This window comes from Pseudomonas sp. UBA5706, from assembly GCF_002419965.1.
Classification (GTDB): Bacteria; Pseudomonadota; Gammaproteobacteria; order Pseudomonadales; family Pseudomonadaceae; genus Aquipseudomonas.
This window is the reverse complement of sequence record NZ_DIHC01000030.1, coordinates 47662-67592: the sequence shown is the minus strand read 5'-3', so window position 1 is coordinate 67592 and position 19931 is coordinate 47662. Positions and strand designations below refer to the sequence as shown.

Below are 19931 nucleotides of genomic sequence, written 5' to 3'. Positions count from 1 at the left end.
ACGCTCTGCGTGGGAATGGGTTTTTCTGACGCTTTGCGTCAGGCAAACAGCGGACGCGGAGCGTCCAGACCAGCGTTACCACGCGGAGCGTGGGAACCATCACAAGGTCAAGGTCAAGGTCAAGGTTCAGGGCGAGCTTTGGCGTTGTGACGTGATCGTTCCCACGCTCTGCGTGGGAATGGGTTTTTCTGACGCTTAGCGTCAGGCAAACAGCGGACGCGGATCGTCCAGACCGGCGTTACCACGCGGAGCGTGGGAACCATCACAAGGTCAAGGTCAAGGTTCAGGGCGAGCTTTGGCGTTGGAACGTGATCGTTCCCACGCTCCGCGTGGGAGTGTGGTGTTCTGACGCTTTGCGTCGAGCAATATTGAAAACTTCACCCATAAAAAAGCCGCTGCCCCGTTATCTCGGACGGTTTAGCGGCTTGAAGGGCCTCCATCAAATCGGCGGATTTGACGTTGGAAACGTTAGCAAGCTATCTAACTTTCAGCCATGCACCTTTCGGCAAAGCTCTGTTACCAAAGCAGCAACAATACCTGGATAACAGGTGAAGCCATCGCCACGTCAGATTGTGCTCAGCGCTTGCGCCAAATCTGCGCGCAGGTCCTCTACGTCTTCCACACCCACGGACAAGCGCACCAGCGAATCGCCGATGCCGAGCCGTGCCCGGTTTTCCGTCGGGATGCTTGCGTGGGTCATGATCGCTGGGTGCTCGATCAGGCTCTCGACCCCGCCGAGGCTTTCAGCCAGGGCGAAGATGTTCACCTGTTCGAGGAAGCGCCGCGTTCCCGCAAGATCAGTCTTCAGGTCAACGGAAATCATTCCGCCGAATCCGCGCATCTGTCGAACAGCGAGCGCGTGCTGAGGATGGGAGGGAAGGCCGGGGTAGTAGACACGTGCCACTTGCGGCTGTCGCTCCAGCCATTGCGCCAGTTCCAGCGCGTTGCTGCTGTGACGCTCCATGCGTAATGCCAGGGTTTTTACCCCTCGCAAGGTAAGAAAGGCGTCGAAAGGCCCGGATATGGCTCCGACCGAGTTTTGCAGAAACCCCAAGCGTTCGGCCAGTTCGGGATTGTCACCCACCACCGCAATGCCGCCGATGACGTCGGAGTGGCCATTGAGGTATTTGGTGGTCGAATGCACGACGATGTCGAAACCCAGGCTCAACGGATTCTGAATCCACGGACTGGCAAAGGTGTTGTCGGCCACGCAAATGATGCCGCGGTCACGGCAGATGCGAGCAATGGCGGCAAGGTCAGTCAGGCGCAGCAGCGGGTTGCTCGGCGTTTCGACCCAGATCATTTTGGTGTCGTCCTCAAGCCCCGCTTCGAACGCCGACAGGTCGGTCATGTCGACGAAACTGAAGCGGTGACCGGCGCTGCGTTTGCGCACCTTGTCGAACAGGCGGAATGTCCCGCCGTACAGGTCGTCGCCTGACAGAATATGCGAGCCGGCGTCGAGCAGTTCGAGTACCGATGAGATTGCGGCGAGCCCCGAAGCGAAGGCAAACGCCTGGGTGCCAGCTTCCAGGTCGGCGACGCAACGCTCCAGCGCGAAGCGCGTGGGATTGTGCGAGCGCCCGTAATCCAGGCCTTTGTGCACACCAGGGCTATCTTGCAGGTAAGTGGAGTTGGCGTAGATCGGCGGCATCAGTGCGCCGGTGCTGGGGTCGGGGCTCTGCCCGGCATGAATCACGCGTGTAGCGAAAGCATGCGTGGCAGGGTGTTCGTCGTGCTGGCTCATGCAAGGGATCTCCGCAAGTGATTGAGCAAGTCGACGCGGGTGATCAGGCCATGAAAGCCCGAAGCGTCGGCGATGATCGCGACGTGGCCGCGATCCAGTTCCTCCTGAAGCCTGGCCAGGGTCGCGTCAGGCGGCAGGGTTTGCAGTTGGTCGGTCATGGCGCTGGCGACCGGGGTGCGAAAGTGTGACGTGTCGTTGTGTACCCCCAGCAGGATGTCGGACTCATCGATGACTCCCACCAGTTGTTTGCCATCCACCAGCACCGGCAGTTGCGAGACGTCTGCCAGGCGCATGCGCTGGAACGCGGTCAGTAACGTGTCGTCCGGGCCGACGCTGATGACCCGGCCGTCCTCGAAGCGCCGCGCGATCATGTCCCGCAGGTCGCCGTAGCGGGTACGCTGCATCAGGCCCTGGTCGGTCATCCACTGGTCATTGTAGACCTTGGATAAATAGCGGGTGCCGGTGTCGCATACGAAGCTGACCACGCGTTTGGGCACGGTCTGTTCCCGGCAATAACGCAACGCGGCGGCCAGCAGGGTGCCGGTTGATGAGCCACCGAGTATGCCTTCGGCGCGCAGCAGGTGGCGGGCGTGTTCGAAGCTGTCTTCATCGCTGATCGAGTAGGCCTGGCGCACCGTTGACAAGTCAGCGAAGGAGGGGATGAAGTCTTCGCCGATGCCTTCTACCGCCCAGGAGCCGGGCGTGGGCAGCGTGCGGGTGCGACTGTACTCGGCGACCACTGAACCGACCGGATCGGCCAGCACCATTTCCAGCTCCGGTTGTACACGCTTGAAGAAGCGCGTCAGGCCGGTCAGCGTGCCTGCCGAGCCGACGCCGACCACGATGGCGTCCAGATCATGCTGGGTCTGTGCCCATATCTCGGGGGCGGTGCTGCTTTCGTGGGCCAGCGGGTTGGCGGGGTTATTGAACTGGTCGGCGAAAAAGGCGTCGGGGATTTCTTCGGACAGCCTCGCAGCCACATCCTGGTAGTACTCGGGATGGCCCTTACCGACATCCGAGCGGGTGATATGCACCTCTGCGCCCATCGCCTTGAGGTGCAGGACTTTCTCGGTGGACATTTTGTCAGGCACCACCAGCACCACGCGATAGCCCTTGGCGCGGCCCACCAGCGCAAGGCCCAGCCCGGTATTGCCGGCGGTGGCTTCGACAATGGTGCCACCGGGGCGCAAACGGCCGTCGCGCTCAGCGGCATCGATCATCGCCAGCCCCACGCGGTCCTTGATCGAGCCGCCGGGGTTTTGGGATTCGAGTTTCAAAAACAGAGTGCAGAGACCGGTATCGATGCGACTCACGCGCACCAGTGGGGTATTGCCGATCAGTTCAAGTACGGCGGGGCGGGAGTCAGCTGGCATGTCATATCCTCACGTGCACAACACATAGGGGATGGACAGCGGCACCGTTCAAACGTGCACTGGTTTGAGGCACTGATGCCCGGTGGGCACTGTGGCGCGGAAGATCACTGTTGCAGTCCGGCCTGACAAAGGTGGCGGCGTATCAGGGACTGACTCGTCGCCTGACACACCCGTGTCGCCGGCAAGCCATGACGCTACAGGGGGGCGCGTGTGGCCGGCCGGCCATGCTGGAGAATCAACTTCCTTCAAGCAATTTCGAATCCTGGAAGAAGTAATCCTTCCACGAAGTCGGCTGGGTCTTGATGGCGCCAACGCGGTAAAGAAACTCAGCCATCGGGAAGGTGTTTTTCGGGTTGATGGTGAATTCGAACTGCGGGTTTTCGATGATCTTGATCAGTTGCGCGCGATCGATGCTGGATTTGGTCACGCGGATGTAAGTGTCTGCCGCGCCTGCCTTGTCACGCTTGATGTAGTCCGCAGCATCGGCCAGCGCTTCGATGAACGCCTGATAGGTCTTGGGGTTTTGCTCGCGGAATTTTTCGGTAGCGAATAGCACGGTCGGCGAGTTCGGGCCCAGCACGTCGTAAGAGTTGAGCACGACGTGCACATTCTTGTTTTCCAGTTCCTGCTCCTGGAACGGCGGGTTGGAGAAATGCCCGTTCAGTTCGGTACCACCGGTTTTGATGGCCGCGCTGGCATCGGGGTGCGGCAGGTTGACGGTGTATTTGTCCAGGCGGTTGTACTCGGCGTCACCCCACAGCTTGGCCGAGGCGAACTGCAAATAGCGCGACTGTACGGATACCCCCACCGCCGGCACGGCAATGCGGTCCTTTTCGGAGAAATCGGCAATGGTTTTGACGTCAGGGTTGTTGCTGACCAGGTAATAAGGGAAGTTGCCCAGCGACGCGACGGCCTTGACGTTTTGCTTGCCGTGGGTTCGATCCCAGATGGTCAGCAGCGGGCCGACGCCCGCACCGGCGATATCCACCGCACCTGACAACAACGCATCGTTGACCGCCGAACCCCCGGAGAGCTGGGTCCAGTCGACCTTGATGTCGACGCCTGCCTGCTTGCCGTGTTTCTCGATCAGATGCTGGTCGCGCGCTACGTTAAGCAGCAGGTACACCACGCCAAACTGCTCGGCGATGCGCAGCTGACCTTCGGCTTGTGCGGTTTGAGGGGCGCCGAGGGTGGCTGCCAATACAGACGCAGCAAGGGTCAAGGCCGCGCCGAGGCGATGGCGCCGGGAAACTCCTGAACGCTGTTCAGACATGAACGACTCCGTTGTCGGGTGGACGGGAGCACGCTGCGCCGTCCTGAATGCAGACGACTTTATAGGTATAAGCAACGTGGTTTAAATATCAATATGACATATCGATATGTTCAGGTTCGAACCCTCCACCATAGTCGTCTGCGCCCACTTGTTTGCATGACGGTGAGCGGTGGCGCTTTACGGACACCACCGCCGGGAGCCGGAGCACGATACGCGGGAACGTGAGCATCACCCCCACGCACGGGCCTAGAACGCTGACTGAACTTGCAGCCCCAACACCAGCGCGTTATCCACCTGGCGCACGCCGTTCGGGTTTTTGATGTATTGCAGGTTGGGCATGATGTTCAGCCATTTTGTCGCCTGGATACCGTAGTTCAGCTCGCTGGCGTACATGGAGTGCTGCTCGGGCAGGTAGCTGGCGTCGTCATCGCTCAGCCCGTTCAGGCTGTTGAAGGTTCGGGCGTTGCGCAGGAACAGTGAACTGGCATGCACGCGCGCGATGCCAACGCCCAGCGTATCGGTCGGGCGCGAGTCGAACGGGCCTTTATAGACCAGGCTGAGTTTTTGATAGCTGTCCACGGCGGTCGTCGCCCGATCCTGGAACGTGGCGCTGGCGGTCGCGGTCAAGCCACGGGAGGTGTCGCCGTTGACTGAGGTCAGTTGCTGCTTGCCCACCACCCAGAACCCGTGGCGGCTGTTATCGCTGCGATAGTCGTTGCCGGTGATCGCAGCCGGGCGGTTGTTTTCGTCCTTGTAGACATCCTTGCCGTTGGCCGTGCTGTGGTAGTAGCCGACACGGTACTCACCGGGCAAGCGATTGACGCTCGGCCGCCACACCAGTTCGACCGGAAACAGCGTGCCGGCGGTGCCTGCGCCGTTGAGCTTGAAGCCGTTGTCGTTGTCCAGCCCCGACGGATTGACGTTGAACGCGCCGACCTGCGCGTATAGCTCACTGGCCAAGCGGTAGCGAACGCGCACGGCCCATTGGCTGATCGGGCCGTTGTAGATACTGTTGACGTAGTTCCCGGGCTGCGATCCACAGAACGCCAGGCCCTGAAACGAGCAGTCTTCGACGGCAAAATCGTCACTCACGGCCAGCCGGCCGGCTTTGACGTTCAACCTGTCGTCGAACCAGCCTTTGCTCAGCCACAATTCGCTGAGCCGGGTGACGCTGCCCCGGCCCTGGATTTCCTGAGTCGAGCCCATGCCCGTCGAGCGCGGGTCGTTAAGTTTCTCGTTGATGTTGTCGCCGTTGCGGTTGGTCAGCGAAAGGCTGAAGGCCGCGTCGTTCCAGCCCAGCAGCTTTTGCAGATCGATGTCGGCGCCCAGGTTGAACTGATCGGCATAACGGGTAACCCGATCATGATCGTACCCGCCGCTTAGATTGGAGGCCGACTCGCCGGTGTAACCCATCTTGATGTCGATGCCCCTGTTCAGCAGGTCAGTTCGCGTGCCGCCCCAGTCGCCGGTCATCCAGGGGGAGTCGATAGCAAAGGCGTCGGCAGCCTGGGCGCTGATGCTGCAAGCGCTGGCCGCACCGATCGACAGTGCCATGACCAGTGCGTGAGGCGCAGGTCTTTGGCGCGAAAGCGTTCCTTTCATGCTCGTGTTCTCGTCAGGGGGGAGAGGGTTGGCGGCGGGGCAGTTCGCCCCGCGCCAGGGCGTGTGGAGTCAGCTCAGCGGGCGCTGCCGTCGGCGCTCAGCTGCGCGGGCAGCTTGAGGTCCTTGCGCGTCTGAGCAACCTGTGCTGCATCGACTGCCGGGGCAGCGTTGCCCCAGGTGTTACGGATATAGGTCAATACTGACGCGATCTGCTGGTCGGACAGCTTCCAGGCGAAGCTTGGCATCGCACCGCTGGTGGGGTTGCCCAGTGTGACCGCGCCGCGTCCGCCCTGCAGTACCGTGGTGGTGAGACTCTGCGGATTATCGGCCTGCACCGCCGGGTTATTGCCAAGCCCCGCAGCCAGCTGATTGATGCCCTTGCCGTCGCTGTTGTGGCAGGCCGAACAGTTGGCCGAATAGACGTTGGCGCCCTGTTTCATGGCCTGCTGCGTGGCGGTCAGGGGTTGCGGCTTGGTTGCCTTCGAACCGGGCAGGCTTTGCAGGTAGGCCGCGATCGCGTTCAAGTCCTGGTCGGTCATGTGCTGGGTCGAGTTGGTGACTGCTTCGGCCATTGGGCCTGACGCCACGGCAATGTCGTTGCTTCCGGTCTTGAGGTACTGAACGATCTGCTCAGTGGTCCAGCCGCCTACGCCTGCGTAGCGATTACCGGTGATTTCCGGTGCATGCCAGCCGGCCAGGTCGCCGCCCTGCAAGAAACTGCCGCTCTTGTCGCCACCGAGGAAATTCTTCTCCGTGTGGCACGCCGCGCAATGGCCCAGGCCCTGCACCAGGTAAGCGCCACGGTTGAGTTCGGCACTGGCGTCGGCGACCGGCTTGAACGGCGTCTTGTCGAAGAACAGCAGGTTCCAGCCCATCATCATCAAGCGAATGTTGAACGGGAAGGGCAGTTGGTTGGACACCACCTGGTTGTTCACCGCAGGCACTGTCTGCATGTAGGCCCAAAGGTCATGCATGTCCTGGTCGCTGACTTTCACGTAAGCGTTGTAGGGCATCGCCGGATACAGGTTTTCCCCGTGGCGGCCTTTGCCTTCGCGCACGGCGCGGGTGAACTGTTCTTCTGACCAGTCGCCAATGCCGGTGGCCTTGTCCGAGGTGATGTTGCTGGCCAGCAGTTTGCCGAACGGCGTTTCAAGCGCGTAGCCGCCGGCGAACGGTTTGCCCTGATGCGGGTCGGTGTGGCACGCCGCGCAGTCGCCGGCAATGGCGACGTAACGACCACGGGCCACGGTCGGATCTTCCTGTGGCTGGTTCGCCGGAGCCTGGATACCTTGACTGTTGTCGCTCTGCTGCCCGGGCTGCACGATACCGTCGGCCGCGTCCGCCACACCGTAGGCGCCATACAGGCCAATGGCGCCGCTCAGCGACAGCAGGGCGACGGCCACCCGTGTTTTACGATGACCGAAGATCATGCCGACACCTCCACCAACGGGCCGCGTTTGCTCAGGTACTGTTCGATGATGGCCTTGGCCGTCCACAGGCTCAGGGCGCCAATGGTCGACGTCGGGTTGTAACCGGCATTGTTGGGGAACGATGACGCCCCGAGTACGAAGACGTTATGCACGTCCCAGCTCTGTTGATAGCGGTTAAGCACGCTGGTGTTCGGGTCGGTGCCCATGACCGCGCCGCCGATGGTGTGGTCACTGGCTGGCAGATACGGGCCGTAGTTGGTGGCGGCCGAGTCGAACCCATTGACGATCTTCGCGCCCATGGCTTTGCCGATCTCGATGGCCTTGTCTTCGGTGAACTTCGCCATGCGCCGGTCGTTCTCGTTGTAGTCGAACGTCACGCGAATCAGCGGATCGCCGTTGGCGTCCTTGTACTCAGGATCGAGGTCCAGATAGCACTCGTCGTGGGAGAAACTGGTGCCCTGGTTAAAGATGAAAGTGCCGTTCTGGAAGGCGTGGGTGTAGGCCTTTTTCCAGGTGCTGCCCCAGCGCGGGGTGCCCGGCGGCACGACGTCGGCGTTGCCGATCGGGCGTGCGCCCCGGGCCACCACGAGAATACCGGCGCCGCCGATGAAACCCTTGCCGGTGTGATCGAAGTTGTCGCCGTTGTAGTCATCCACCTGCACCGAGAGGGCGCCGGCACCGATGTATTGGTTGAGCTGCTCGTCCTCGAAAAACAGGTTTGCCCCTGACACGGTCTGGAAGCTGTAGGCACGACCGACCACGCCTTTGCGGGTAGCCGGGTCGTACGGTTGACCGATTTTCGAGAGCAGCAACAGACGCACGTTCTGCATCTGGAAGGCGGAGAAGATCACGATGTCGGCGGGCTGGTGCCATTCCTTCTTGTTGCGATCCAGATACGTCACACCGGTGGCGGTCTTGCCGTCTTCAGCCAACGTGGCGCGCAACACGGCCGATTCGGTGAGCACGGTGAAGTTGCTGCGCTGCATCAGGGCCGGGACCACGCAGGCATTGGGGCTGGATTTGGAGAAGTTGCCGCAGCCGTAGTACAGGCAGTAGCCGCAATAGGTGCAAGGCCCCATGCGCACGCCCAGCGGGTTGGTGTAAGCCTGCGAGGCTTGACCGGCGGGCACCATGAACGGGTGCAGGCCCAGCTTGTTGCTGCCTTCGGTGAACAGGTCAGTCAGGCGTGTAGTGGCCAGGGGCGGCAGGGGGAACTCGTTTTTACGGCTGCCTTCGAAGATGTTGCCGCCTTCGACCGGCTTGCCGTTGAGCACGCCAGCCTTGCCCGAGACGCCGGCGATTTTCTCGAAGCGATCATAGAAGGGTTCCAGGTCGTCATACGTCACGCCCCAGTCCTGCACGATCAAGCCTTCGGTCAGTTGCTGTTTGCCATAGCGTTTGAGGGTGTAGGTATAGGGCTCGAAGTCGAAAGGCAGGAAGCGCCAGGCCATACCGGCCCAGTGAGTGCCCGAGCCGCCTACGTTGTAGCCCAGCTCGTTGAGACTCCAGTCGCGAGTTGGCAGGGCGGTCTGCGAGCGGTTGTTGCGGAATGTGGTGGTTTCGATGGCTGGCGGCAGCAACATGCTGCGGCGTGTATCCCAGCGCAACTCGTCGGTGTCGACCGAGGGCGGGAAGTCGGTGGAGGTCTCGAACCAGGGGCCGCGTTCGATCGCGACCACATTGAGGCCGGCACGGGTCAGCTCTTCAGCCATCAGAGAACCACACCAGCCGAGGCCGACGATCACAGCGTCGACTTTGGGGCGAACATTGGCCATTTAGGGGTCCTTATCAATACGGTGTCATCACGAGAATCAAGGCAGGTGTCGGCGTACCGCACTGCTCGTATCAGTGGTTGCGCAGGGCAATCAGAGCGTGTTGTCGATCAGGCTGGTGGGAATGATCGTGAGTTTCTGGCCCTTCTTGGCGATCACATCGCGAAAGTCATAGCGGGCACCGGGGAAGCCGATCATTTTCCAGCTGGCCATGTCCTTATTGCCGCCGTAGATGGGATCGGCAAAGAAACCCTCACGGACGTTGGCCAGAATCTGTTCGAACAGCTCTTTGGATTCGACTTCGGCGCCCAGATCCAGCTTGTCGCTTTCCATGCCGCGCAGCAGTTCGTCCTGTTGAGCACCGTCCAGTTGCACGAAGGGTTTCGAAAATGCCTTCTGGCAGTAGGCATCCAGGGCAGCCAGGCCCTTGCGCCAGCGTTCGGCCGGGGTCAGGGGCGATTGCGTGCCTTGCTCAGGGGTGCCCTTGACGAAGCGACCGAGGCGGTACAGCGTCGCGCCGCGCCCATAGTCGCCTGCCAGCTGTCGGTCGATGAAGGTTGCGCAACCGGCTTCCTTGCCGCCTATGCTCAGTTCATCGGCGGGTATCAGGCGGTCGGCGAGGGCGCCGGCGGTGTCGAATTCGGCCTGGGTGAAGTAGGCCAGGCCGCCCTGGCGGGGAGCGGGCAGTGCAGGCAGGTTGGCCTGACCCGGCTCCCAGGGCTGTCCACCGCTGATAACCTCGGCGCGCGCAGCCGGCAAGGTGGACGCGGCTGCCAGCGCCAACGCCGATGAAAGAAATTCTCTGCGCTGCATGAATCTGTCCTGTTCGGATGAGGGGAAGTCGATGGGTAATCGGGCCAAAGCCCGCGGGCCAATCGATGGCGGCGGCGAGTCTAGGGTGCGGCATATCACCGCGCCACTAACAATTTGACGTGTTTCCCTCAAAAAACCCTACAGATAGAACGGTTTAGCCGGACAGTGTTTCGTCGATGACAATGCGCAATTGCGGGGTGATAAGGACCGGCGTATCGATATCGCCATTAACGTACAGCAGGTGTTGAATGGCAGCTTCCGCCTGGCCCTCCGGGTCCTGATCGATCACCAGCGACAGCGACCCTTCGCGCAGCAACTCAGCGTGTTGCTGGCTGGCTTCGTGGGTGATCCAGACCGGGCTGACCCCATGCGCGGGCAGCGCCTGGCGAATCCCGGCGGAACCTGCGCCGGTGTTATAGATTGCCGTCAGGGGTGCCCCCGTCGCGCAGGCATCGCGTACGGCGCGCGCGGTCAGGACATCGTCGTCGTGGCATTGCACCGGGCCCTGGACCGTCATCCTCGGCGCACGCTCGCTCAAGACTTGCAGGAAGCCTTCGACGCGCTGCTGGTGAGCGTGATAAAGCAACGAGTTGGTGAGCAGCAGCACGCGCCCCGACGCCTGCCCCTGCCATTGACTGAGCAAGCGGCCCGCGCTGCGGCCAGCCACGCGGTTGTCGATGCCGATGTAGGTGGCACCGTCGAGCCCCGACAGCGCGCTGGTCAGTAACACCACCGGCACGCCTCGGGCGATCTGCGCCTTGAGCGCGGCGCGAATGGCAGGGCTGTCATGGGCTACCACGATCAGCCCTTGTCGCGACGTACGCGGCTGGTTGATGAACTCCAGCAGTTGCTCTGGATTCTGGTCGTTCCAGGTCTGGTGCTGCAGGACCAGGCGCGAGCGCAGCAGCCGCGCCTGATGGTCAAAGGCGAGGGTCAGGCGTCGATAGTGATCGGTGTGGCTCTCGACGATCAGCAGGTCAAAACGCAACAAACCGTGGACCGGGGAGGGCAGCAGCCGACGCAACCCCAACGCCTTGGCGGCGTTCAGCACTTTTCGTCGCTTGAGATCCGACACGCTGCCGCGTTCGTTGAGCACCCGGTCCACGGTGCTCAGGCTGACGCCCGCCAGCGCGGCGACTTCGAGCAGCCCTTTCTTTTTGTCGCTGTCCAACTTCATCTTCCGTACCGGACCGGAAGGCGTCCGGCGCGCTCGCATCAGGGAGGGGCCGACTGGTAGCATTCGCGGGGAATCTTGGGCGAACAGTCGGGAACACACACAGATAATGACGGGCAAGAAACCAGACAGCAACGGCCGAGGCAGTCGTGGCGTGACGTTAGGCGATGTTGCGAGGCTGGCGGGCGTGGCGCCGATGACCGTCTCGCGCTGCCTGAACCAGCCCGAAACCGTGCGCAGCGAAACCCGGCTCAAGGTGCAACGGGCCATCGACCAGACCGGGTACGTGCCCAACCGTCTGGCCGGCGCGCTGGCCTCCAGCCGCAGTCGTCTGGTGGCAGTGGTGCTGCCGATGGTGACCAATCCGATCTTCTCCGACACCTTCCAGGCCATCAACGAGCGTCTGACCAAAGCCGGGTACCAGGTGCTGCTCGGGGTGTCCGGTTATCAGACCGAGCACGAACAGCAGCTGCTTGAAGTCATTCTCAGCCGCCGCCCCGACGGCATCATCCTCACCGGCACCTTGCACACCCCGGCCAGCCGTCATCGTCTGCGCGCCTCGAACGTGCCGGTGGTGGAGACCTGGGACCTGAGCCGTGAGCCGATTGACATGCTGGTCGGTTTCTCTCACGAGAAAGTCGGCCGTGACGTGGCGCGGCACCTGCTGGGCAAAGGCTATCGCCGATTCGCCGTGCTGGCGGTCAACGACCCCCGAGGTTTGCGTCGGGCCGAAAGCTTCATCGGCACCTTGGCGGAGCAGGGCATCAGCGATGTTCCGCGCCAGGTATTTGAAGGCTTGCCCACGCTCGCCCACGGTCGTGCAGGCCTGACGGGGTTGATCGACCATGGCCAGATGTTGGGCGACAGTCCGCTGATGGTCGTCTGCACCTCCGACACCATCGCCCATGGTGTGCTCACCGAAGCCGCTGCCCGTGGCATTCGCGTGCCACAGGAACTGGCGGTGATCGGTTTTGGCGACATGAATTTCGCCGCACACACCTTCCCGGCGCTGTCGACCGTCCGCATCGATGGGCAGCTCATGGGCGACCGTGCCGCATCGATGCTATTGGACCGGATCACCGGCCATGACGACAGCGAGGGGGTCGAGGACATCGGCTTCACCGTGATCGAACGCGACAGCACTTCGACGCTGGTCTGAAACCTGCCATCCGATGCCGCAGGACGTCACGGTCATTCGCCTTGAGAGCGCTACCATGATGACGATTTGCAGTTGTCTGATAAGTGTCCCTTGTCCTTGAAAAAAAGCTGAGCTATATTTTTCACCATAAATGGTAGCGCTCTCATTTGCGCATCATCCGCTGCGGAAAATAACAATGTCCAAAATCACATGCGTAAGAACCCTGCGCCTGCCAGAACGCCCGAAGTTGATCTGGCTGGAAATCGAAACCGATGAAGGATTGATCGGCCTCGGCGAAACCTTTCGCGGTGCGGCCACGGTGGAGGCTGCCGTGCACGAACTGATCGCTCCCGGGCTCATCGGTCGTGATTCGCGGCAAATCGAAGCGATTTCCCTCGAGCTCACCACGCCCTACGTCGGCTACCACAGCGCCAGTGCCGAAATTCGCGCCGCCAGCGCCGTGGATATTGCGCTGTGGGACCTCAAAGGGCAGCGTCACGGCATTCCGATTCACGAAGCCCTTGGCGGTGCGTGCCGCGAGCGGATCCGGGTCTACAACACCTGTGCCGGCTACGAATTCAACACCCAGCAGGGCGCGCGTCGGGAAATCACCAGCGCCGACCGCGCCCAAGGCCCCTATGACGACCAGTTGGCCTTCAGCCGCGATGCCGGCGCCCTGGCCGTCAGCCTGGTGGAAGAGGGCTACACGGCCATGAAAATCTGGCCGTTCGACCGTTTCGCCCGGCAGGCAGGGGCCAACACCATCAGCCTGGCCGAGGTGAAACAGGGCGTCGAAGCCTTCCGCCAGATTCGCCAGGCGGTGGGCAACCGGATCGAAATCATGTGCGAATTGCACAGCCTGTGGGACAGCACCGCGGCGTTGCGCATTTGCCAGGCCCTCGAAGCGTTCGAGCCTTACTGGGTCGAAGATCCGCTGTGCAAGATGGACGACGCCCAGGCGCTGGCCGATCTGCGCACCCGCACCCGCGTGCCGATCTGTGCCAGTGAAACCCTCGGCGGCAGCGTGGCCTACCGCGACCTGCTGGCAGCCGGCGCCATGGACTACCTGATGCTTGATCTGGTGTGGTGCGGTGGCTTCACCGAGGCGCGCAAGATCGCCGCATTGGCCCAGGTCTACAACAAACCGCTTGCACCTCACGACTGCACCGGCCCGGTCGCGCTGTTCGCCGGCCTGCAGATCGGCGTGCATGCCCCGACCGCCGTGTTGCAGGAGGTGGTGCGGGCCTCGTTGTCGACCTGGTACGGCGATCTGGTCACCCATTTGCCGCAAATCGTCGAGGGTTACGCACTGGCGCCGACCCAGCCGGGGCTGGGCACCGCGTTACGCCCCGAAGTGCGCCAGCGTCGGGACGCCATCATCCGCGAGACGCGCCCGTGACCCTGCGTCTCTGGTGGGGGGGCCGCCGCTGGGGAGCTGCCTGATCGTTTCATGACTTTTGTTGTCCGCTATCGAGAACACAATGAAAAAAATAGATTCTCTGCGGCGTTTCATCGCCGAGCACCGCCGCTACGAAGTCATCGCGTTGCTGTTCATCATGATGATCATCAACCAGGGTGATCGCGCCACGCTGTCCGTCGCTGGCGCCAGCGTGTCTCAGGAGCTGGGGTTAAGCCACGCCGAAATGGGCTGGCTGTTTTCCGCGTTCGCCTGGGCCTACATGCTGCTGCAACTGCCGGGCGGCCTGGCCATTGACCGCTTCGGCAGCGTCAAGGTGCTGGGCCTGGCGATCATCGCCTGGTCGGCCTTTACCGCAATGATCGGCACCGTGGCGCTGATGCCGGTGGCCCTGGCCTTCTTTGCAGTCTTCGCCCTGCGGTTTTTGGTGGGCGCTGCCGAAGCGCCGTGTTTCCCCTCCAATAGCAAGATCGTCTCGATGTGGTTTCCCACCGCCGAGCGCGGTACGGCAACGGCGATCTTCAATGCCTCGCAGTATTTCGCGGCGGTGGTGTTCACCCCATTGCTGGCCTGGATTTCCACACGTTGGGGCTGGCCGTGGATCTTTTACGTGATGGGCGCCGCCGGGATTGTGATCGGCGTGGTGTTTTTCATCCGCATCAAGGCCCCCGTGGACCATGCCAGCCTGAGCGCCATTGAGCTACAAACCCTTCGTTTAGGTGGCGCTAATCTGCAGGAGCGTCCGGCGTGCGCTGGCGAGCGCCAGAGCTGGAGTCAAACCTGGGTCAGCGCGCGCGACTTGCTGGGCCAGCGGATGTTGCTCGGGATCTACCTGGCGCAATTCTGTATCAGCACCCTGACGTTCTTCTTCCTGACCTGGTTCCCGGTGTATCTGGTGCAGCAGCGAGGCCTGTCCATACTCAATGCCGGGCTGCTGGCGGCGGTACCGGCGATCTTCGGCTTCATTGGCGGCATCGGTGGCGGGATGGTCTCTGACTGGATGCTGCGCAAAGGCGTGTCGCTGACCCGTGCGCGCAAGGTGCCGATCTACATCGGCATGGCGCTGTCGATGAGCATGATCCTGTGCAATTACGTGCAGACCGACCTGCTGGTGGTGCTGTTCATGGCCCTGGCGTTCTTCGGCAAGGGCATGGGCGCGCTCGGCTGGGCGATCATCTCCGACGTCTCGCCCAAGCGCAGTGCCGGCATGAATGGCGCGATTTTCAATACCTTCGGCAGCGTCGCCGGCATCGTCACGCCGCTGGTGATCGGCTACATGGTGCAGTCCATGGGCTCGTTCAATGGCGCGCTGATTTACGTAGCGCTCAACGCCGCCGGGGCGTTCATCAGTTACATGTTCATCGTTGGCGAGCTTAAACGCCCGGATGACACGCCTGCCAATATGCCTACCCCTAACGTAGGTCAGCAGGCCTGCGCGGGCCATTGAGCGCCCAAGTCGCAGACGTGCTTGAGGGTTTCGCGTCAATCCGGCGCGGTTCTTCCTGCGTTTTTTTGAAATTTTTTTCTGCCTCGTCCGGTCATTTTTCCGGGTGGCATAACCCGCCTATGAGAGGTGCACTGGCTGTTGCACCGCCGTGAAAACAAAGAGAGGGAATTCGATGCTCGATAGACGTAACTTCTGCAAGGCCACCGCTTTGGCCTCTGGCGCCGCCGTTCTGGCTTCCAGCCAGCTTGCCCGTGCCGCTGCGCTGGTTCAGGCCGGACCGCCCCTGATCAAGGTCGCAAGCCTTGACTGGCTGTGCAATGCGGTTGGGCTGACCGCCGCAGGCCGGCTGTTCGTCGGTCTGCCACGCTGGCCCGGATTCGAGAAGACCCCCTCGATTGCCGAAGTGCTGCCCGACGGTTCCCTCAAGCCATTCCCCGGCGGCGAGTGGAACCAGTGGCAACCGGGCAAATCCGGCGCCAGATCGCTGGTCAAGATCAACACCATTCATATCTTCGATGACGACACCTTGTGGGCCATCGACCAGGGCGAGGATGCCGGCCCGCACGGCATCAATCCGCATCAGAAAGTCCTTCAGTTCGATACCCGCGACGGCACGCTGCTGCGCTCCATCAGCCTGCCGCCGAGCGTGCTGCCCGCCGGGGCCAATCTCAACGACCTGCGCCTGGACAGCGAACACGCTTACCTCACCGATTCGGGCCTGGGGGCGATCATCATCGTCAACCTCAAAACCGGCGTGGCCCTGCGTCGCCTGGCCGATCATCCCTCGACCAAAATGAACCCCGAACGCCGGCCGTTGGGCGAACACGCGCAGCCGCTGATGATGCCCGATGGCAGCGACCATCAAGTGCATTCCGACCCGCTGGAAATAAGCCCGGACGGTGCTTGGCTGTATTACCAGGCGCTCACCGGTCCGCTCTGGAAAGTACCGACGGCGGCTCTGCGCGATACCCAGGTGACCGAAAAGGCGCTGGGAGAGAAGGTCGAGTTCGTCTACGACACTGGCGCGCTGACCGGCACTGCCATCGACAGCGCAGGCAATTTATACCTGGGCGAGTATGACAAACCCCGCGTGACCGTGCTCTCACCTGACGGCAGCCTGCGCGTGGCGGTGGAAGATCAGCGGCTGTGGAATCCCGATGCGATGATCATTTCCAAACAGCGCGAGCTTTACATTCCGGTGCCGCAGAGTGCGCGCATGGCCTCCAACCGCGGACCGAACGGTGTGAACGGTCTGCAGCTGCCGTTCAAGGTCTACAAAATCCAGTTGCCGGCGAGCTTCGGTGGCCGCGAGACGGTTCCCGTCGTGGTCGGCCAGTCTCTGGCGTCCACGTCTTCCTGAAACCTGACGATCCCGAGCGAGGTTCGAATGCCGGACGACGCACGCCTGAACCGAAGAACACTGCTCAAGCTCGGCGCCACGGTCGGCGCCGGTTTGGCACTGCCCGCTGTCGGGGCCGCCGAGCTGGCCACGGATCAACCGCTGGCGAGCGGCCCTGCGCATCTGCTCATTCGCCATGCCACTGTGCTCAGCATGGAACTTGGCGCCGCGGTGATGAACGACACCGATGTACGGCTGCGCAACGGTCGTATCGTGGCCCTCGGCAAAGGCTTGCCGAGCGAGGGCGCAGAGGTGATCGACGCCACGGGGATGATCCTCATCCCCGGGCTGGTGGACAGCCATTGGCATCTGTGGAATAGCCTGTTGCGCAACAGCGCGCCGGCGCCAGGTGCTGAGGCTTTCTTTAAATCGCAACTGGCGGTCAGCAAACGCTTCACCCCAGAGATGTCGGCGCTGGGTGTTCGGCTCGGCCTGCTGGAAGCCATTAATGGCGGCATCACCACGGTGAACAACTGGGCGCATAATTTGCGCACTCCGGCATTCGCCCAGGCTGAATTGAGCGCGATGAGCCAGAGCGGCCTGCGAGGCCGGTTCTGGTATGGCTATGCCCAGGATCTGGACGCCACAGCGGCGATGGATGTTGCCGATATCCAGCGAGTGCACGCTCAGCTTCAATCGATGCCTGCCTCCCTTGTGGATCTGGGGATGGCGATTCGCGGGCCGGAGCGCACCCAGCCTGAGGTATGGGCGCCGGAATTCGCGTTTGCCAAAGCCAATGGCCTGCCGATTTCCACACACATTGCGGTGACGGCAAAAGCCCAGAAGGAAAAAGCCCTGCAGCAGTTGGCGGACAACGGGGTACTGGGGCCCTCCGTGCAACTGGTGCATGCCACTCATGTCGACGCACAGGACATCGCCACCATCGCTCAGTCAGGTGCCTCGGTGTGTCTCACGCCGCTGACTGAAATGCGCGTGGGCTATGGCCTGGCGCAGGTGGACGCGCTGCACCGAGCGAAAATCCCCATCACCCTGGGTATTGACACGCTGGTGCTGAGTGGCAACGCCAACCCGTTCATGGTGATGCAAACGCTGCTCAACCTGGCCGTCGGCATAAGTGGTAACGAGCAGGCCGTGACGGCCCGGGATGTGTTGTTCTGGGCCACCCAGGGCGGCGCGAATGCCATGGGTCTGGGTTCGCAGATTGGCTCGATCAGCCCCGGCAAACGTGCCGACCTGACCCTGATCGACGCTCGTGGAGTGGGGATGACGCCGGTCATCGACCCTTATGCCAGCGTGGTGCAGTCGGCGACGCCTGCGGATGTGGATACGGTGATCGTGGAGGGGCGCGTGCTCAAGCGCGGCGGCAGGTTGTTGGCCACTGACCATGCGGCTATTGCGCACGAGGTTGCCGGCCAGTTGGCTGCGCTCGGTTTGCGCTGAATGGTCTGCCACGCCAAGAGCGTGCAGCTCAGGCCCGCAAGGCTTTAGGGCTTACGCCCAGTCGCTGTTTGAAGGTGGTCGCCATGTGCGCCTGCGAAGCGAAGCCGCAGGCCTGGGCGATGTCCGCCAGCCCCTGCCGAGGGTTGCGCAGCAGGGTCCGGGCGCGGGCGATGCGGCGGTCGATCAGATAACTGTGCGGGCTTTTACCGGTGGCCTGGGCAAACGCGCGCATCAAATACCCTTCGGATAACCTCAGCAGGCTCGCCATGTCCTGCACGCTGATAGGCCCTGCCAGTTGCGCATCCATGTATTCATCAAGCAGCCGCAACCTGCGCGCGGTCAGCGAACTTCGCCCAGGGATCGACGAGGTCTGATCGTTCGCCATGCGCTCCACTAACGCCAGAGCCCAACCCTCCCAGTCATCGTCCGGCGAGGCCTTGAGCAGTGCATTACGCATGCGCCGGGCCAGGTGGATGGCTGGTAAATCAATCATGTTGTTGAACGCATGGGGGCCTGCCAGCGCGATGCCATCCTCGCGCAGCACGCGCAGGTACTCGCCACCGTTGCGGGACTGGGAGAACACGTCGCAGCCCGCAGGCACGAAGGCCAACCCGTTGGGAACGGCGTCGAACGGGCGAATCCGGTCGCTGCCGATCGCGTGCACACCGCGCTGGCTGTCGAAGGCGAAACCCACGGCCGATCGCTGCGCCACGTAGCGCGCTTCATAAGCACCGGCCGGCAGCAACTCGATCAGCCACGGGCCGGCCTCGGCTCGTCGGACCGGGTCGCTGCTGGCAGGAAATTCGGAATGATCGCTTGGGTTCATGCTGGCCATAGTACTCAGGGTTCGGAAGAAAGGTCAGGTCGGTTTTTTGAAAGCCGCCTCGCCTCACCGCCGCCTAGACTGGGCAAAAAACCGGAGGACACTATGTACAACCTGACCCGCGAACAGATCGAAGAGGCCGCACGCCATGTGTATCAAGTGATGCCAGCCACGCCACAGTATGCATGGCCGCTGCTTGCCCGGCGTCTGGACTGCACGGTTTGGGTCAAGCACGAAAACCATACGCCCACCGGCGCCTTCAAGGTTCGTGGCGGCATCACCTTCATGCGCTGGCTCAAGTGCGCCTATCCGGGCACGCAAGGCGTCATCGCGGCGACCCGCGGCAACCACGGGCAAAGTGTGGCCATGACCGCGCGGGCAGTGGGGATGCGCGCCGTGATCGTGGTGCCGGTGGGCAATTCCAGGGAGAAGAACATCGCCATGCGCGGTTTTGGCGGCGAGGTCATCGAGTTTGGCGAAGACTTCGACGAAGCCCGTGAGCAGGCGATGCGCCTGGCGAAAGTACAGGGTCTGTTTCTGGTGCCTGCCTTCCACCCGGAGCTGGTCAAGGGTGTGGCCACCTATGCGCTTGAGCTGTTCAACGCAGCGCCTGCGCTGGATACGGTGTATGTGCCCATCGGTTGCGGCTCGGGCATCTGCGCGGTGATTGCCGCGCGGGACGCGCTCGGCCTGAGCACCGATGTGGTCGGTGTGGTCTCCTCTGAAGCGGATGCGGCCAAACAGTCGGTCGAAACTGGCGAGCTGCGCGAAACGGACTCGGCCGACACGTTTGCCGATGGCCTGGCGGTGCGCAAACCGGTGCCTGAGGCTTTGCGCATCTATGCCGCGGGTGCGGCGCGCATCGTATCGGTGACAGACTCCGAGATTGCTGAGGCGATGCGGGTCTATTACACCGACACTCACAATCTGGCAGAGGGGGCAGGAGCGTCGGCCCTCGCCGCGTTGATGCAGGAACGTGAGGCGATGCGGGGCAAGCAGGTTGGCGTGATCCTGTCCGGTGGCAACGTCGATAAGGACGTGTATGTAAAGATTCTCGGCTAGGGCCGGGTAGGCGCAGGTACGCTCACGCTTGCGTTCAGGTGCCGCCCGGGCGGTACGGCCCCT

General features: G+C 62.3%; 15 protein-coding genes and 1 pseudogene. 7 read left to right on the top strand and 9 right to left on the bottom strand.

Annotated elements, in window-relative coordinates; translation table 11 throughout:
- Nucleotides 1–199 (top strand): annotated as a pseudogene (locus B3I26_RS14120) (hypothetical protein); the annotation flags it as partial.
- Nucleotides 200–565: 366 nt separating this feature from the next.
- Here the strand turns inward: B3I26_RS14120 and B3I26_RS14115 are convergent.
- From B3I26_RS14115 to B3I26_RS14080, 8 genes are all read right to left on the bottom strand, one after another.
- On the bottom strand, nucleotides 566–1744 hold the full coding sequence (locus tag B3I26_RS14115; RefSeq protein ID WP_296258418.1) for a cystathionine gamma-synthase: 1179 nt from the start codon (nucleotides 1742–1744) through the stop codon (nucleotides 566–568).
- Entirely contained in the window at nucleotides 1741–3117 is a 1377-nt protein-coding gene (locus B3I26_RS14110; RefSeq protein ID WP_296258416.1) for a pyridoxal-phosphate dependent enzyme, read from the bottom strand. Before B3I26_RS14110 ends, B3I26_RS14115 begins: the two co-directional genes overlap by 4 nt.
- A 235-nt stretch (nucleotides 3118–3352) precedes the next feature.
- Complete coding sequence (locus B3I26_RS14105; RefSeq protein WP_296258415.1) at nucleotides 3353–4390, bottom strand: ABC transporter substrate-binding protein; 1038 nt, start codon at nucleotides 4388–4390, stop codon at nucleotides 3353–3355.
- A 246-nt stretch (nucleotides 4391–4636) separates the two neighbouring features.
- The gene (locus tag B3I26_RS14100; RefSeq protein ID WP_296258414.1) at nucleotides 4637–5992 is read right to left on the bottom strand and encodes a carbohydrate porin; all 1356 of its coding nucleotides are present in this window, start codon (nucleotides 5990–5992) and stop codon (nucleotides 4637–4639) included.
- 74 nt (nucleotides 5993–6066) lie between these two features.
- Nucleotides 6067–7422 (bottom strand): c-type cytochrome, encoded by a 1356-nt coding sequence (locus B3I26_RS14095; RefSeq protein WP_296258413.1) that lies wholly within the window; start codon nucleotides 7420–7422, stop codon nucleotides 6067–6069.
- Complete coding sequence (locus B3I26_RS14090; RefSeq protein WP_296258411.1) at nucleotides 7419–9197, bottom strand: GMC family oxidoreductase; 1779 nt, start codon at nucleotides 9195–9197, stop codon at nucleotides 7419–7421. Before B3I26_RS14090 ends, B3I26_RS14095 begins: the two co-directional genes overlap by 4 nt.
- Nucleotides 9198–9287: 90 nt before the next feature.
- Nucleotides 9288–10007, bottom strand: a complete 720-nt coding sequence (locus tag B3I26_RS14085; protein ID WP_296258410.1) for a gluconate 2-dehydrogenase subunit 3 family protein — start codon at nucleotides 10005–10007, stop codon at nucleotides 9288–9290.
- Nucleotides 10008–10161: 154 nt separating this feature from the next.
- Nucleotides 10162–11184: a LacI family DNA-binding transcriptional regulator gene (locus B3I26_RS14080; RefSeq protein ID WP_296258408.1), complete on the bottom strand. Its 1023-nt coding sequence runs from the start codon at nucleotides 11182–11184 to the stop codon at nucleotides 10162–10164.
- Between the two features lie 106 nt (nucleotides 11185–11290).
- Here B3I26_RS14080 and B3I26_RS14075 point away from each other — a divergent pair, with 106 nt between their 5' ends.
- The 5 genes from B3I26_RS14075 (at nucleotide 11291) to B3I26_RS14055 (ending at nucleotide 17983) form a co-directional block, all read left to right on the top strand.
- Nucleotides 11291–12340 (top strand): LacI family DNA-binding transcriptional regulator, encoded by a 1050-nt coding sequence (locus tag B3I26_RS14075; RefSeq protein ID WP_296258406.1) that lies wholly within the window; start codon nucleotides 11291–11293, stop codon nucleotides 12338–12340.
- Between the two features lie 175 nt (nucleotides 12341–12515).
- A complete protein-coding gene (locus B3I26_RS14070) occupies nucleotides 12516–13718 on the top strand; it encodes a mandelate racemase/muconate lactonizing enzyme family protein (protein WP_296258404.1) in 1203 nt (400 codons plus the stop codon).
- Between the two features lie 82 nt (nucleotides 13719–13800).
- A complete protein-coding gene (locus B3I26_RS14065) occupies nucleotides 13801–15183 on the top strand; it encodes an MFS transporter (RefSeq protein WP_296258403.1) in 1383 nt (460 codons plus the stop codon).
- A gap of 172 nt (nucleotides 15184–15355) precedes the next feature.
- A complete protein-coding gene (locus tag B3I26_RS14060; RefSeq protein ID WP_296258402.1) occupies nucleotides 15356–16543 on the top strand; it encodes an L-dopachrome tautomerase-related protein in 1188 nt (395 codons plus the stop codon).
- A 27-nt stretch (nucleotides 16544–16570) separates the two neighbouring features.
- Nucleotides 16571–17983, top strand: coding sequence for an amidohydrolase family protein (locus B3I26_RS14055; protein ID WP_296258401.1), 1413 nt, complete (start codon nucleotides 16571–16573; stop codon nucleotides 17981–17983).
- Between the two features lie 28 nt (nucleotides 17984–18011).
- Here B3I26_RS14055 and B3I26_RS14050 read toward each other — a convergent pair whose 3' ends face one another.
- Nucleotides 18012–18818, bottom strand: coding sequence for a helix-turn-helix transcriptional regulator (locus B3I26_RS14050; RefSeq protein WP_409522084.1), 807 nt, complete (start codon nucleotides 18816–18818; stop codon nucleotides 18012–18014).
- A gap of 93 nt (nucleotides 18819–18911) precedes the next feature.
- Between B3I26_RS14050 and B3I26_RS14045 the strand changes: the two genes are divergently transcribed.
- The gene (locus B3I26_RS14045) at nucleotides 18912–19868 is read left to right on the top strand and encodes a threonine dehydratase (protein ID WP_296258398.1); all 957 of its coding nucleotides are present in this window, start codon (nucleotides 18912–18914) and stop codon (nucleotides 19866–19868) included.
- Nucleotides 19869–19931 lie beyond the last annotated feature (63 nt).